Below are 15,770 nucleotides of genomic sequence, written 5' to 3' on the forward strand. Positions count from 1 at the left end.
AGCATGAAGCAGAAATATAAATCCGGCTTTGTGACGTTAATCGGCCGGCCCAACGTGGGGAAGTCCACGTTAATGAACCACCTGATCGGGCAGAAAATCGCCATCACGTCGGAAAAGCCCCAGACCACCAGGAACCGGATCCAGACGGTTTACACCGATGAAAAGGGACAGATCATTTTCTTGGACACGCCGGGCATCCACAAGGCGAAAAACAAGCTGGGCGAGTACATGGTGAGCGTGGCCGAGCATACGCTTAAAGAGGTGGACGTGATTTTATGGCTGGTGGAGCCGGGAACCTATATCGGCGCCGGCGAACAGCAGATTTTAAAGATTTTATCGCGGGTGAAGACGCCGGTTTTCCTTGTCATCAACAAGATTGACACGGTAAAGAAGGAAGACATTATTAAGGCCATCGAGGCCTATAAGGATGTGTACCGGTTCGCTGAAATCATCCCGGTTTCGGCCATGAAAAAGACAAATACGGACACCTTGATCCACACGATTTTCCAGTACCTGCCGGAAGGGCCGCAGTATTACGACGAGGACACGGTGACGGACCAGCCCATGCGCCAGATTGCCGCGGAGTTAATCAGGGAGAAGGCGCTTAGGCTTTTGTCGGATGAGATCCCCCACGGCATCGCCGTCGTCATTGAGAAGATGTCCGAGCGGGACAACGGGATTTTTGACATCGAGGCCACCATTGTCTGCGAGCGGGATTCCCACAAGGGCATCATCATCGGAAAGGGCGGCGCCATGTTGAAGAAGATCGGCACGGCCGCCAGGATTGAGATTGAGAACCTGATGGATGCGAAGGTGAACTTAAAGCTCTGGGTCAAGGTTCGGAAGGAATGGCGGGACAGCGAGTTATATATCAAGAATTATGGCTACGACAAGAGGGACATCTGACAGAGGGATGATTCATGAGGGAACAGGTAAGCGCCGCCGGCATGGTTTTAAAGGCATCGCCGGTGGGGGAATATGACAGGCGGCTTGTGATCCTGACGCGGGAATTCGGGAAGATCACGGCTTTTGCCAGAGGGGCCAGGCGGCCGGGGAACAGCCTGATGGCCGTCTCGAACCCGTTTGTGTTCGGGAAGTTCCTGCTCTATGAGGGGCGCGACGCCTACACGCTTGCCGGCGCGGAGGTGAAGAATTACTTCATCGAGATTGCCGGGGACGTGGAGGCGGCCTGCTATGGCTCGTATTTCCTGGAGTTTGCCGATTACTACGGCAGGGAGGGGATCGAGGCGGAGGAGACCTTAAAGCTCCTTTACCAGTCCATGCGGGCGCTTTTAAATGAAAAGCTCCCGAACCGGCTGGTGAAGGCGGTGTTTGAGCTAAAGCTCATGGAGATCAACGGCGAGTATTTTGAGGAGCTGTCCGGGAACCTGGATCCGTCTACGCGGTACGCCTGGGAGTTTGTTCTGGCGTCGCCGGTGGAAAAGCTCTATACGTTTGCCCTCTCCGACCAGGTGCTTTTGGAGTTTTCCAGGTGTGTGGAGGAAAATAAGCGGAGATTTGTTGATAAAACCTTCCATTCCCTTGACATTTTGCAGGTTCTTGTGGATAATTAGAAATATCTATGCTTCCGGCAGCCGCCGCGGCTTAAAGGGGCAGCATCCTGTTTGCAGGAGGAAAGAAAAACATGAAGCTTAAGAAATTGATTCTGCTTGCCGCAGCAGTAACGGTCATGACGGCCGGCTGCGGGAATGGGGCGGAAAGCTCCGGGCCGGCATCGGATGTGACGTCCGTATATGTCACCAGGGAGGGCGCCGTGACCAGCGTCACCGTGGAGGAATACGATACGGAGGCCTTTGAGGACGACGAAGCCGGGCTTTTGGCGTCTGTCACCGAGGATCTGGAGGCCGTGACCGGGCCTCTTGGCGAAGGGGAAGAGTCCGGGGCGCCTGCGTCCATCCGGGAATGCACGATGAAGGACGGCGTGGCGACGCTTTTAATTGATTTTAAAGACATCGGCACGTATTTTCAGTACCTTGACGCCTATCCCGATGAGGAAAACGGGCAGATAAAAAGCCTGGATGTGACGACCGTAGCAGACGGGCTTTCCAAAGGGTATCTGACCGGCGCCGGGTTCGTGAAGGCGGACGGAAAGCGGGAAGCTGTGGAGACCTCGAAGGTGACGCGGGAAAGCAAGATGTATGTGGCTGCCGTCGAGGGGGCGGCCCTGATCCGCACGGACGGAGAGATCGTCTATGTTTCTGACAACGTGACGGAGATCACGGAAAACGGCGTCCGCACGCCAAAAGAGGGAACGGCCTATATTGTGTTCAAGTAAAAGGAGGAGTTTGGAGATGGAAAAGACAATGGAAAAAATCGTGGCGTTAGCCAAATCCAGAGGGTTCGTGTACCCGGGTTCTGAGATTTACGGCGGCCTTGCCAATACATGGGATTACGGAAATCTCGGCGTGGAGCTCAAGAACAACGTAAAGCGCGCATGGTGGAAGAAATTCATCCAGGAGAGCCCCTACAACGTCGGCGTTGACTGTGCGATTCTCATGAATTCCCAGACATGGGTGGCCTCCGGCCATCTCGGCGGCTTCTCCGACCCGCTTATGGACTGCCGTTCCTGTAAAGAGCGGTTCCGCGCCGATAAGTTAATCGAGGATTATATGGAGGAGCATGGCATCACGGCAGAGGGCTCCGTGGACGGCTGGAGCCAGGAGCAGATGAAGCAGTACATCGACGACAACAACATCTGCTGCCCGAGCTGCGGAAAGCATGATTTCACCGATATCCGTCAGTTTAACCTGATGTTTAAGACCTTCCAGGGCGTGACCGAGGACGCGAAGAACACCGTATATCTGCGCCCGGAGACGGCCCAGGGTATTTTCGTAAACTTTAAGAATGTCCAGAGGACGTCGAGGAAGAAGGTGCCCTTCGGCATCGGCCAGATCGGAAAGTCCTTTAGAAACGAGATTACGCCGGGCAACTTTACCTTCCGTACCAGAGAGTTTGAGCAGATGGAGTTAGAGTTCTTCTGCAAGCCGGGAACGGATCTGGAGTGGTTCGCTTACTGGAAGAAGTTCTGTATCGACTGGCTTCATGACCTGGGAATCAAGGACGAGGAGCTTCGCGCCCGCGACCATTCCCCGGAGGAGCTGTGCTTTTACAGCAAGGCTACGACAGATCTGGAATTCCTGTTCCCGTTCGGATGGGGCGAGCTCTGGGGCATCGCAGACCGTACCGACTACGACCTGACGCAGCACCAGAACGTGTCCGGCCAGGATATGTCCTACTTTGACGACGAGGTCAATGAAAAATACATTCCGTATGTAATCGAGCCGTCTCTCGGCGCAGACCGTGTGACGCTTGCGTTCCTCTGCTCGGCTTACGACGAGGAGGAGATCGGCGAGGGCGACGTGAGAACCGTCCTTCACTTCCATCCGGCCATCGCGCCTGTGAAAATCGGCGTGCTGCCGCTTTCCAAGAAGCTCAACGAGGGTGCGGAGAAGGTGTATGCAGAGCTCTGCAAGTATTACAACTGTGAGTTTGACGACAGAGGAAACATCGGAAAGCGTTACAGAAGACAGGATGAGATCGGTACGCCGTTCTGCGTGACGTATGACTTCGATTCCGAGGAGGACGGAGCCGTTACGGTCCGCGACCGCGACAGTATGGAGCAGGTGCGGATCCCGATTTCGGAGCTGAAAGCATACTTTGACGAGAAGCTTGCATTCTAATATAGAAAAAACGTGACAGAAGGGGGCCTGTGCCGGCGGATACGGCGCCAGCCTCTTTCTGTCTGTATAGGAGGAACTTTCGTGAAAATTGAGAGAATTGTCCTGGCTTCGGCGTCGCCGCGGAGAAAGGAGCTGCTTTTGCAGATCGGTCTTGTGCCGGAGGTGGTTCCGAGCCATGTGGAGGAACGTGTGACAACCGACGTGCCGGCGCAGGCGGTGGAGGAGCTTTCCAGACAGAAGGCCGAGGATGTGGCTGCCGGCTGCGGGGCAGGAACCCTTGTGATCGGGTCGGATACGGTGGTGGCTGCCGACGGAAAAATTCTTGGGAAGCCGGCGAGCCACGAGGAGGCTTATGAGATGGTAAAAAGCCTGGCCGGCAGGAAGCACCAGGTCTATACCGGCGTCACCATGATTCTTAAAGGGGAGTCCGGGGAACACGGCGTGACGTTTTCCGATGAAACCGAGGTGGAGGTGGTGCCCATGACCGAGGCAGAGCTTCGGGAGTATGCGGAGTCCGAGGAACCCATGGACAAGGCCGGGGCTTATGCGGTGCAGGGATTTTTTGCCAGATACATAAGGTGCCTTCACGGTTCCTATGCCAATGTGATGGGACTTCCCGTGTGCCGTGTATGGGAGGAGTACCGGCGGCTTTCTGAGGAGGCGGAGTATGATTAAGTTAATTGTGTCGGACATCGACGGGACGCTGACGAAGGACGGCGGGAACAAGCTGAACCCGGAGCTGTTTTCGGTAATTATGAAGTTAAAGGAAAAAGGGATCCATTTTGCGGCGGTCAGCGGCAGGCAGGCGGCGAGCCTGGAAACCTTGTTTGAACCTATCCGCGACCAGATTTTTTATGTGGGCGACAACGGCGCTTACGTGGGCTGTTATGGGCGGAACCTGTTTTTGACGGAAATCCGGCGGAAGACGGCCGTGGATTTTATCAAAGACATCCGCGAGGCCGGGCTGGAGGTCATGCTTGGCGGCGCCGAATATGTCTATGTGGATTCCAAAAATGAAGAGTATGTCCGGTGGCTCATGGAGGGGTACCAGTTTAAGATGAGGCGCGTGCGGGACGTCAGGTGGGTGAAAGGGCCGATCATCAAGGTTTCCGCCTGCTGTATGGACGGGATTGGAAACAAGGCGGATGGGCTCATGAAAAAGTACAGAAGGCGCCTTAAGCTGACGCCGTCCGGAAGCCAGTGGGTCGACGGCATGCACTTAAGCGTCAGCAAGGGAAACGCCGTGAAGCTTCTCCAGGAGAGCCTGTTTATCCGCCCGGAGGAGACCATGGCCTTCGGCGACCAGTTAAACGATGTGGAGATGCTAAAGCAGGCGTATTACAGCTATGCCGTGGAGAATGCCAGACCGGAGGTGAAAGAGACCGCCAGGTTTCTGGCAGATTCCAATGAGGATGACGGGGTTTTAAAGGTGCTGCGTCTCCTTTTGTAGGAAAAAGAGACATCTGGTTTTGAGGCAGAATGGAGTGAAACGATGGGAAGATGGACGAAACTTGGGAAGGCGGCAGCAGCATTTCTGGCCGCCGCGGTTCTTTGCGGCTGTCAGGCGGAGGTGCCGTTATTTTCCGGCAGCAAGGGGGAAAAGGAGTACGGGAGAGCGGAGGCCATGGCCATTGTGACGACGGAGCGGCACCGGTATGAGGAGCTTTACACGGATCAGATCTGGCATGTGACGGTGGACAACCGTGGGACGACCTTTGAGGCCTCTCTTCTGGATCAGATCCATGATTTCATGCGGGAGTTAAAAATCATGAGCCTGATGGCCAAGGAGCAGGAAATCCGTTTGTCGGGGCAGGAGGAAGAGCTGGTGAGCGAGGCAGCTTCCCGGTACATGGAGACGCTTGGCGAGCCGGCGGCGGAGGAGCTTGGCCTCGATGAGACAGCCATGAAAGGTCTGTTTTCCGATTATTGGCTGGCAGAGAAGCTGGCGGAACATCTGACTGGGAGCATGGATCTGGAGGTCAGCGACAGCGAGGCCAGGGTCATTACCGTATCCCAGATTGTGTTAGAGGACGCGGAGACGGCGGCCAATGTGCTTTCCCAGGTGCAGGCCGAGGGCGCAGACTTTTATGCCATCGCAAAGGAAACTTCTGTAAGTGAGGAAATCAAGGTGCAGCTTGGCCGCGGCGAGGCGGGAAGCGCCTATGAGGAAGCGGCTTTCGGGCTGGAGGCCGGGGAAATCAGCGATGTGGTGGCCGGGGACGGGCAGTTTTACATTATCCGGTGCGAAAACGACTACGACGAGGAGGCCACGCGGCTTCATAAGGAGACGATGATCCAGGACAGGAAGGATCAGGCGTTTTACGCGGCGTATCAGGCCTTTAAGGCGGGAGTGACCCTGACCGAGGAGCCGGAGACCTGGGAGGGGATCACGATTTCCCAGAGCCCTGCGACGCCGGCGGATTTCTTTGAGGTGTTTGAAGAGATCTGCGAGGGCGGCGAGATGGGGAGCTGATGGGCGGCAGAATCCCTGTTTTTATTGTGCAGCAGGAACATGCAGAGGGGATTTTGAATATTGCAAAAAGAATCTGCATATGTTATAATGCCGGTAGGCAAAGAGAAGTGATATTATTTCCATGTCAGATGACGAAAACCCCGGAGGTGTGATATGCTCCCTTCTAGGTAGACAGTTGAAATAATAAAACTGTTTATCAAGGAGGGAGCATTTCTTATGCGTAAATATTCTGCTGAAGATAAATTACGAATGGTAAAGCTTATTTTGGAAGCTAAACATAGTATTACATCTGTATCAACAGGCGAAGGAATTCATCCTACTACTTTAGAAGAATGGATTCGTAATTATCAGTCTATGGGTTCAGAAACCTTTTACAACAAAGGATGGACCAAAAGAACTTCTGCCGAGAAAGAGATTGCCGTACAAGAGTATCTTTCTGGTCTTGGTTCACTACGTGATATTTGTAAAAAATATAAAATTTCCAGTACTCGTACACTCAGGCAATGGATTGCGCTGTATAATGGTCATAAGGAACTGAAGGCTTCCAGAACAGGAGGATGTAGTCTTATGACCAAAGGAAGAAAAACAACGTTTGAAGAAAGAGTGGAAATTGCATCCTACTGCATTTCCCATGGCCATAACTATGCTGAAACATCAGAAAACTTTAAGGTGTCCTATCAGCAGGCACGAAATTACACTATCAAATACGAAACAGGCGGAGTTCCTGCATTACAGGATAACCGCGGCAAAAGAAAATCGGAAGATTCTCTTACAGAGGTGGAAAAGCTTCAAGCGGAGTTGAAACTGGAAAAAGCCAAACGGCAACGTGCAGAAATGGAGTTATCATTCTTAAAAAAATTAGAGGAAATCGAAAGGAGGCGGGGCTGAGCCTGATCCGCCACGAGCATATCTATCAGGCTGTCAAAGAAGAACAGAAAGAACACGATTATCCGATACAGGCGCTTTGTAAGATTGGCGGTGTTTCAAGGGCGGCTTATTACAAATGGCTGAACCATGAAATGTCAGAGAATGAACAGGAAAACCGAAAAATTGCGGAACTGATAGAAAAAATCCACATAGAATCACCTGATAAGGGTTATCGCAGAATCCGTGATGAGTTGGAGCGTTACCATGACATTGATGTAAATGATAAACGTGTTTTGCGCATCTGCCGGAAACTTGGTATCAAATCCACCATTAAATATGCAAACGATAGCTGTACAAGACAGGCTGCAAATCCACAGTACATAGCCGAAAATATCCTGAATCGTGAATTTACGGCAGAAGCTCCGAATGAAAAGTGGTTGACCGATGTAACGGAATTTCATTACTATATCGGAAATGAAAAGCACAAGGTATATTTAAGTGCAATTCTTGACCTGTATGACCGAAGAATCGTATCCTACCGTATTGGAGACAGTAATAGTAATGCATTAGTGTTTGATACCTTTGATGATGCAGTCAAAGATAATCCTGATGCACATCCGATGTTTCACAGTGACAGAGGCTTTCAATACACCAATAGAGCCTTTCATGCAAAACTTGAAGCAGCAGGGATGATGCAGAGCATGTCCAGAGTAGCAAAGTGTATCGATAATGGACCAATGGAAGGATTCTGGGGAATTCTAAAACGGGAGCGTTATTATGGTAAACGATTTATGGACAGAGAATCACTGGTGGTCATGATAGAGAAATATATCAATTACTATAACAACAGACGTTTGCAGAGGAAGCTTGGTATAGTAACACCAATGGAGAAACACGAAAAATATTTACAGGCAGCGTAAAAATCTGCCAGCAGGTGATACCTACTGGCAGAAAAAAATTATATTTTTTTGATTGTCTACTTGACGGGAAGCAGTTCAGTGCGACTCCGGGGTTTTCTATTCCGTTTTGGTATGGTGGCTTAAACCATAGGCTGATTACCGACTATTTGTCGCCATCCAACCATTTGATGATGTAATGGCAAATTACACCAGCCGCAACAGCGACAATAAGAGAAGTGGTTATCTCCAAGCCAGACACCTCCCTTCCGTACCAATCTAGGAGGCGGTAACATAAAAATTATATCATGGCCTTTGATACACCGCAATTCGATTTTCTATATATCTTGCAAAAAATATGCATGTGCTATAATGCCGGTAGGCAAAGAAAGATAATAGTATCCACATGATACACAGCGAAAGCCCGGGAGACGCAAACTCCCGGGCTTTCTGCTTTTCACATCCAAATTAGTTAATCTCAATCTTCACAGCCTCTTCCGGCGTAAAGGAGTTTTTCAGGTCGTAGATGTTGTGATGGGTGAAGTCGCGGAGCGCTCTGTCGCCGAGGAAGTAGTTTCTCTGGTACTTTCCTTCCTTTACGAGGAGCCAGTTTTCCCGATCCCACTTCATGTAGCCGTCCTCATCGGACTTGGTTTCGGAGAAGACAAGGTCAACCTGGCGGTTGTTGTCAAGGAATTTGACTAAATCTGCCTCCGTTACTTCGATTTCCTGTTTTGCCTGGACATCATATGCTTTCATGTGTTTCAATTCCTCCTGAATATTCTTTTTTGGCGGCGCGGCAGAAGGTCCTGCCGGCCGCACATTTTTATGTTTGTTTAATTCTCAAAGAAGGCCTTTACAAGGCTGTTGAGGGCATGCTGGTCTTCTGCACCCATGGTTTCCATGGTGGAGTGCATGGCCCAGAGTCCGACGCCGGCGTCGACGGCTTTTACGGCTAACTGGCAGGACGAGATGCTGCCCAGCGTGGAACCGCCGCGGATGTCGGAACGGTTGGAGAATTTCTTATACGGAATGCCGTCCTTTTTGCAGAGTTCTTCGATCACGCTGACGGCCGTAGCGTCGGTGGCGTAGGACTGGGTCGAGGACATCTTGATGACGACGCCGTCGTTTAAGAGCGTGTGGTTCTTCGGGTCGTAATTGTCCGGCTTGGACGGATGGTAGGCATGTCCCACGTCCATGGACAGAAGGAAGCTCTTAAACATGGCGCTTAAATACTGTTCCCTGTCGAAGCCAAGGGAGAGGAAGAGCTTCTCCATGAGCCGGTCGGCGGCGGTGGAGGCTGCGCCCTGCTTCGTGCGGCTTCCGACTTCCTCGTTGTCGTAGAGGGCGATTAAGGAGATGGTGTCATCGTTCTTTCCGCTCTGAGCTGCTGTGAGCAGGCCTGTCAGGCATGCCTCAACAGAAGTCAGGTTGTCGAGACGCGGAGCGGAGTAGAATTCTTCGTTCATGCCCCAGAGCGTGCCTTTCTCCCAGTTGTAGAGATAGAACTCATAATCCAGGATCTCTTCCTTTTTCGCATCCAGCTCTTTCGCCAGAAGATCCAGGAAGAAGCTGTCTTTATTCAGCTTTTCCGTGAGGATTGTAAGTACGGGCAGCATGTCAATCTGCTTGTTGGGTTCCACATATTTTTCATTGTCGCGCTTGATGTGGTTTGCCAGGTTAGGAACCATTAAAAGCGGGCGTTTGAAATCCACCAGCTTTTCTTCCGGATGGAAGGCATCCTTTCCGCGCAGGCAGACACGGCCAGCCATGGAAAGGGGCCGGTCAAACCAGGTCTGAAGGATCTGGCCGCCGTAGGCTTCCACGTTTAAGAGCCCGTAGCCGCCCTTTGCCATTTCCGGTGTGGGCTTTACACGAAGGCAGGGCCAGTCGGTGTGAGAGGCAGCCATGCGGATTTTTGGCGCGCTGCCGCCTTTTTTTACGTTTCCGCCGACGGTAAAGGCAAGAAGGCTGGAACCGTAGAGATTGACATAATATGATTTTCCCGGTTTGATCTCCCATGCTTTATGGGCCTTCAGCTCCTCAAAGCCCTGAGCAGAGAGGCGCTCCACGCTCTTTTCGATGGCATGGTAGGGGGAGACTCCGGCCTGGAGAAGGTCTTCCAGGGAACGGATGGCTTTTTTGGCATCTTTCATTGCAGTTTTCCTCCGATTTTTGTTCGTCCGCAGGCAGGGAACCCGTGCCGCGGCAGGTGTTGCATATAGATTAAGTATAGCATATTCGTTGCATATTTTCTACGGTTATTGTAGAATATGATGGGAGGTAGGAGACGGATGGTTGCACTGAGAATTGCGGAACAGAAGACGTTTACGGCCGGGCTTTTTCTCGGGGAGCTGTTTGACGGTTTTCTCGTGAGGGAAGCGAATATCGTCACCTTCAACAGCTTTACGGTGGACGGGCGCGTGCGGCAGGGATATTATTCAGATGAGGAGCTGGAGGAAAAGCGGATCGAGGAATTTTCTTCCTGGGGCGTTTTAAAGCCCTTTTGTTTTTCCCTGATTAAGGGGAACCGCCTGCCGGAGAGCTTTCGGATTGTGCTTCTTCTGGCGCCGGAAGCGCGGGAGCGGTTCGTGAAGGCCAGGGGATCCGGGCTCCTGCCGGAGCAGGTGGGCGGCCTGTATCTGAATATCCAGTATGAAAATGGGGAAATGTACTGCATAACGGGAACCTCCCTTCAGGTGTTCACCATGGATAAGAGCCTGGAGCGGGAGTGGGACGAAAGTGTCAGGCAGTTTTTGAAAAAGCATGGGATTGCGTTTGAGGAAAGGGGTTAAGGAATGAAAAAGTTTTCAGAACTTGAATATGTGAGACCGGACATGGAAAAGGCCGGGGAGGCGGTGAAGGCGTGTGTGAAGGCCATGAAAACGGCCGCCTCATATGCGGAATTCAGGGATGCCTACATGGAGTATGTGAAGCTGGACACGGAGCTTGCAACGGCAAAAAGCATCGCCCATATCCGGAACACGGTCAATTTGATGGACGAATATTATGAAAAGGAAATGGCATATTTTAACGCTGAAATGCCGAAATATCAGCTTCTTGTGAAGGAAATGGGGACGGTGATCCTTGAATCGCCCTTTAAGAAGGACATGGAGGCGGAGTTTGGCAGGATCCTGATTCAGAATTTGGAGGCCGGCCAGCTTCTTTCCTGCGAGGCTGTTGTGGAGGACAAGGTGAGGGAGGCCGATCTGGCGTCTCTGTATTCCAAAACCGTGGCCGCGGCATCAGCGGATTTTCATGGCGAAAAGTTAAACACCTACGGGCTTTTAAAGCATATGCAGAGCACCGACCGAACGGAGCGCCGGGAGGCGTTTTTGGCATGGGCCGGGCTTTTTGAGAGCATCGCGCCGGAGATCGACCGGATTTATGACGGCCTTGTGAAGCTGCGTGCCGGCATGGCAGAAAAGCTGGGCTTTGAGAATTTTGTCCCCATGGGCTATCTGGCACGCCGCCGCTATGACTATACGGCAAAGGAGCTTTCTGTCTTTCGGAAGCAGGTGAGGGAGGTCATCGTCCCGGCCTGCGAAGCGCTTTTTGAGCGGCAGCGGGAGGCTCTCGGCCTTGATAAGCTCCATTACTATGACGAATCCGTCGGGAGCCCCGAGGGGAATCCTGTGCCGGTGGGCGGCAGGGATTACCTTGTGGCCCAGGCGCAGAAGATGTATCGGGAGCTTTCGCCGGAGAGCGGGGAATTTTTTGATTTCATGGTACAATACGATTTGTTTGATTTGGAGGCAAAAAAGGGAAAACGTGTCGGCGGCTACTGCACGACTCTGCCGCTTTACCATGCGCCGTTCATTTTCTCCAATTTCAACGGCACCGAGGCCGATGTGAACGTGCTGACCCATGAGGCCGGCCATGCGTTTGCCGGGTTTACGGCCGCGAAGTTCCAGAAAATCCCGGAGCTCTGCCACAGCACCAGCGAAATCAACGAGATTCACTCCATGGGCATGGAGCTTTGGACGTATCCGTGGATGGAGCTGTTTTTCGGGGAGCAGGCAGATCAGTACCGAAGGGAGCATCTGGCGGATGCTTTAAAGAAGATACCGTATATGGTATGTGTGGATGAATACCAGCACCGGGTGTATGAGAAGCCGGACATGACGGCCATGGAGAGGCGGAAAGTCTGGAGAGAGCTTGAGAAAGTCTATATGCCGTGGCGGGATTACGACGGCAACGAATTCTTGGAGAACGGCGGCTTCTGGATGCAGAAACAGCATATTTTCCTGTATCCGTTCTATTATGTGGACTATGCCATGGCGCAGATCGGAGCTTTTGAGTTCTATACGAAGATGAAAGAGAACCGGACGGCGGCATGGGAGGATTATTATAACCTCTGCAAGGCCGGCGGATCGAAGGGGTATTTTGAGCTGCTTGCGGAGGCGAAGCTCCATAATGTGCTGGAAGAGGGCGCTGTGAGGGAGGCGCTTGCGGGAGTGTTGGCGGAGTTGGGGGTGTAAAGTTGTAAAAGGGATTGAAGAATATGAGGACGGCCCGAGCATTTTCTTTCGGCCGCCAGGCGGCCTACGCCGGTTTGAGGTTTCACTGCACAACCCCTCCTGAAAGCTCTGTAAGATGATGCATACCGGCGCACCTTCTTACTTCAGCGCTTAAACAGGCACACGCCGTTGCCTGTCTCTTTCTATTATCATATGAGAGTCAGAGAAATATTTCAATCTTTTTTCGACAGGGAAAATAAATGCCCCATAAAGACGTTTATCCCTAAAAAGGGAACACACGACATCCAAATCAGATGTTTTGTGTTCCCTTTTTTGCTGCACAAAGCCCGGCAAGCGGCATCATGCCTGCATGAGATACCCCCACTCTGACCGGCCCTCCTGCGTGGACGCCATGTCAATTTCAGACTTAATAAGGACTTGAATGGAATTTCGGACGTAGAAACATTTCGGAAGACTTTTATGAAGAGAAAAAAAATTTCTGTATTTATGAAGAATAAACGAAAATAAGAGAAAAAATAAAAGAATATTGACAAAATTATACAAAAAAATTACTCTATTCACAAAAGAATACAAGTCTTGTTTTGGACTTGAAGAAGAGGAGGTAAGGTATGAAAAAGCAGGAGGTATTCTCCTATCTGGCCAGCCAGCAGGAATTTCTGGCGCAGGTCAGTGACGCAATCTGGGACACCCCGGAAACATGTTTTGAAGAGTCCGCGTCTGCGGAAACGCTCTGTAAGGCCCTAGAGGAGGCCGGTTTCACGGTGGAACGCGGCGTGGCGGATATTGCCACGGCTTTCACGGGAACGTATGGACATGGAAAACCTGTCATTGGTTTCCTCGGCGAATTTGATGCCCTGTCCGGCCTGAGCCAGGTGGCCGGTTCTGCCGAAAAATGCCCGCTCATTCCCGGCGGGAACGGCCATGGCTGCGGTCATAACCTGTTGGGAGCCGGGTGCCTCGCAGGCGCCATGGGTATGAAAAAATATCTGGAAGAGACAGGATGCGAAGGCACGGTTATTTTCTATGGCTGCCCGGCAGAAGAGGGCGGTTCCGGAAAAGCGTTCATGGCGCGGGAGGGCTGCTTTGATATGCTGGATGCGGCGATTGCATGGCATCCGGGAAGCACTTACAATGCGTCCGGAGGCGGGATGCTGGCGAACTGCCAGATTTACTTCCGCTATAAAGGCGTCAGCTCCCATGCGGGAATTTCTCCGCACCTGGGGCGCAGCGCGCTGGATGCGGTTACGCTGTTCAATGTAGGGATTCAGTTTTTGCGCGAGCATGTCCTTCCGTCCGTCAGAATGCATTACGCCGTAACCGACACCGGCGGGTTCTCCCCGAATGTGGTACAGCCCACAGCAGAGGTTCTGTGTCTTTTACGCGCTCCGGACAATGAGATTCTTTCCGATGTCCGCGCCCGTGTGGAAGACATTGCAAGGGGCGCTGCGCTGATGACCGGCACAGAACTGGAAATTGATTTTGTGAAGGCATGCTCTAACGTGGTTCCAAATAATGCACTGGGCTTTGCGGCCGTGGAAAATCTGCGGCTTTTGGAACGGCCTGAATACTCGAAAGAAGATATGGAATTTTATTCCCGGATTTCCGCAACGAACAAAGACGGCGACGCCGAACACCCTGTTTCCGAAGAAATCCCGGATTTTAAGCCCACGGATTCCGTATTCCCGGCATCCTCCGATGTGGGCGATGTAAGCTGGGTCGCCCCGACCATTTCCATCAGTACGCCAACCTGGCCCGTCGGCACAGCCGCACATTCCTGGCAGGCAGTTTCCGTAGGAAAAAGCACGCTGGCGCACAAAGGGACGCTGGCAGCCGGACAGGCCATGGCCGGTATTGCAATCGACATCCTTGAAAAGCCGGAGCTTCTTAAGGCGGCAAAAGAGGAACATAACAAACGCCTGAAGGGCGGGAAATATGTGTGCCCCATTCCAAAAGGAGTAAAACCGAGAATCATTTCCAATAAGAAATAGCGAGAGAAAGGAGATATCTTATGTCAACACAGACAATTATCTGCCTGGTCGTGTTCGTCGCCACTCTGGCGTTATATATGTCCAATAAATTCCCGCTGCCGTTAGTCTCCATGACGGCCATGGGCATTTACGTAATAACCGGATGTCTGGAACCATCCTCAGCACTGAGCTGTTTCTCAAACTCTTCTGTCATCATCATGGGTTCCATGTTCATTGTGGCCGGCGGACTGAACCGCACCCAGATGGTACATAAAGTGACGGATCTGGCCTATAAAGTATCGGGCGGCAATTTCTATAAGGGATTGATCCTGTACTGCCTGGTCACTCTGGCCATCGCACAGGTTGCACCTTCTGCGATTTTGATCTTTTCGATCTGCTATCCGCTGGTAGCTGATTTCTGCCGAAAGAACAACGAAAGCCCGTCCAAGGCGATGTTCTCCATCGTTTTAATCTGTATCTGTACCGTAACTTCCCTTCCGATTGGTTCCGGTGCAACCAGCTATATTACCGCAAATTCCCTGTGGGAAACCTATGGCCTCACCGCAAAAGAGGGAATGTTCGACCCGATGCTGGTTTACATGCCGACATTGATCCTGTCCGTTCTGTTTGCCATGTTCTATTGTCCGAAGGTCGCGCCGGACTATGGCCCTTTATACACGGATGTTCAGCTGAAACAGCTCAAGGAACAGAAACCTCTGGATCCGTTCCGTGAATTCATGGGGTATGGAATCTTCGTGGCAGTTGTTATCGCCATCCTGTTTTCCAACTACCTTCCGGCCACGATCCCGACCTGGATGATCTGTTTTATCGGCGCCGTTTTAACAATCCTTACCGGTGTTTTGTCTGAGAAAGAGGCAATGGAAGCATTGACGATGCCGCCGATCTTTTTATACATCGGCTCCCTTGCCGTAGGAAATGCCCTGGTTGCTTCCGGTGCCGGTACCTTCATCGCAGAAGGCATTCAGAGTATCCTGGGCGACAACCCTTCCAAATGGGTCGTCATCATCATGTTCTGGCTGGCAGGATTCATTGTTACCCAGTTCATGTCCAACATGGCTTTATATTCCGCATTGCAGCCGGTTGTCCTGCTGATGTGCGCGACTTACGGATGGAATCCGACAGGCCTTTACAACATGCTGTGGAAGGCAACCTTCACTTCCTATCTGACTCCGCTTTCGACCGTGGCAATTCCGCTTTGTATGGCGGTCGGCGGCTATAAACAGAAGGATCTGATCCGGATGGGATTATTGCCGGCCCTGGTGATTTCCGTCGCCAATATTTTGTGGTGCGGCCTGATGTTCCCGCCCTATTAAACAGGCGTCTGTACATAGGGCAAAAAATCGGATTTTCAGGGAGATAAATTC

General features: G+C 51.8%; 15 protein-coding genes. 13 read left to right on the forward strand and 2 right to left on the reverse strand.

Translation table 11 applies throughout. From position 1 onward, the window contains the following. Positions 1-3: 3 nt before the first annotated feature. From era to KE531_11955, 9 genes are all read left to right on the forward strand, one after another. Complete coding sequence (gene era / locus KE531_11915; GenBank protein MBR9954307.1) at positions 4-906, forward strand: GTPase Era; 903 nt, start codon at positions 4-6, stop codon at positions 904-906. Between the two features lie 14 nt (positions 907-920). After that, positions 921-1,574 carry a DNA repair protein RecO gene (recO, locus tag KE531_11920; GenBank protein ID MBR9954308.1) on the forward strand — a complete coding sequence of 218 codons (654 nt, stop codon included), beginning with the start codon at positions 921-923 and terminating at the stop codon, positions 1,572-1,574. A gap of 71 nt (positions 1,575-1,645) precedes the next feature. Continuing rightward, complete coding sequence (locus KE531_11925) at positions 1,646-2,296, forward strand: hypothetical protein (protein MBR9954309.1); 651 nt, start codon at positions 1,646-1,648, stop codon at positions 2,294-2,296. 16 nt (positions 2,297-2,312) lie between these two features. Beyond that, a complete protein-coding gene (locus KE531_11930) occupies positions 2,313-3,701 on the forward strand; it encodes a glycine--tRNA ligase (GenBank protein ID MBR9954310.1) in 1,389 nt (462 codons plus the stop codon). Between the two features lie 81 nt (positions 3,702-3,782). Then, positions 3,783-4,376, forward strand: a complete 594-nt coding sequence (gene maf / locus KE531_11935; protein ID MBR9954311.1) for a septum formation protein Maf — start codon at positions 3,783-3,785, stop codon at positions 4,374-4,376. Further along, a complete protein-coding gene (locus tag KE531_11940; GenBank protein ID MBR9954312.1) occupies positions 4,369-5,151 on the forward strand; it encodes an HAD family phosphatase in 783 nt (260 codons plus the stop codon). The genes maf and KE531_11940 overlap by 8 nt, the downstream gene beginning before the upstream one ends. A 42-nt stretch (positions 5,152-5,193) precedes the next feature. Continuing rightward, positions 5,194-6,174: a peptidyl-prolyl cis-trans isomerase gene (locus KE531_11945; GenBank protein ID MBR9954313.1), complete on the forward strand. Its 981-nt coding sequence runs from the start codon at positions 5,194-5,196 to the stop codon at positions 6,172-6,174. Between the two features lie 216 nt (positions 6,175-6,390). Beyond that, positions 6,391-7,062: a transposase gene (locus KE531_11950; protein ID MBR9954314.1), complete on the forward strand. Its 672-nt coding sequence runs from the start codon at positions 6,391-6,393 to the stop codon at positions 7,060-7,062. Then, on the forward strand, positions 7,032-7,961 hold the full coding sequence (locus tag KE531_11955) for an IS3 family transposase (protein ID MBR9954315.1): 930 nt from the start codon (positions 7,032-7,034) through the stop codon (positions 7,959-7,961). The genes KE531_11950 and KE531_11955 overlap by 31 nt, the downstream gene beginning before the upstream one ends. A gap of 444 nt (positions 7,962-8,405) precedes the next feature. Here KE531_11955 and KE531_11960 read toward each other — a convergent pair whose 3' ends face one another. Together KE531_11960 and KE531_11965 are read right to left on the reverse strand one after the other, a co-directional pair. Further along, positions 8,406-8,696, reverse strand: coding sequence for a hypothetical protein (locus tag KE531_11960; GenBank protein MBR9954316.1), 291 nt, complete (start codon positions 8,694-8,696; stop codon positions 8,406-8,408). A 77-nt stretch (positions 8,697-8,773) separates the two neighbouring features. Further along, the gene (locus KE531_11965) at positions 8,774-10,093 is read right to left on the reverse strand and encodes a M18 family aminopeptidase (GenBank protein ID MBR9954317.1); all 1,320 of its coding nucleotides are present in this window, start codon (positions 10,091-10,093) and stop codon (positions 8,774-8,776) included. Between the two features lie 138 nt (positions 10,094-10,231). On the opposite strand from KE531_11965, the gene KE531_11970 reads away from it, so the two are divergent. From KE531_11970 to KE531_11985, 4 genes are all read left to right on the forward strand, one after another. Beyond that, complete coding sequence (locus tag KE531_11970) at positions 10,232-10,732, forward strand: hypothetical protein (protein MBR9954318.1); 501 nt, start codon at positions 10,232-10,234, stop codon at positions 10,730-10,732. 3 nt (positions 10,733-10,735) lie between these two features. Next, complete coding sequence (locus tag KE531_11975; GenBank protein ID MBR9954319.1) at positions 10,736-12,418, forward strand: M3 family oligoendopeptidase; 1,683 nt, start codon at positions 10,736-10,738, stop codon at positions 12,416-12,418. A 608-nt stretch (positions 12,419-13,026) separates the two neighbouring features. After that, positions 13,027-14,406 (forward strand): amidohydrolase, encoded by a 1,380-nt coding sequence (locus KE531_11980; protein ID MBR9954320.1) that lies wholly within the window; start codon positions 13,027-13,029, stop codon positions 14,404-14,406. Positions 14,407-14,426: 20 nt separating this feature from the next. Then, the gene (locus KE531_11985) at positions 14,427-15,719 is read left to right on the forward strand and encodes an anion permease (GenBank protein ID MBR9954321.1); all 1,293 of its coding nucleotides are present in this window, start codon (positions 14,427-14,429) and stop codon (positions 15,717-15,719) included. The last annotated feature ends 51 nt before the right edge of the window (positions 15,720-15,770 follow it).

The sequence above is a fragment of the Eubacteriaceae bacterium Marseille-Q4139 genome, assembly GCA_018223415.1.
Classification (GTDB): domain Bacteria; phylum Bacillota; class Clostridia; order Lachnospirales; family Lachnospiraceae; genus CABSIM01.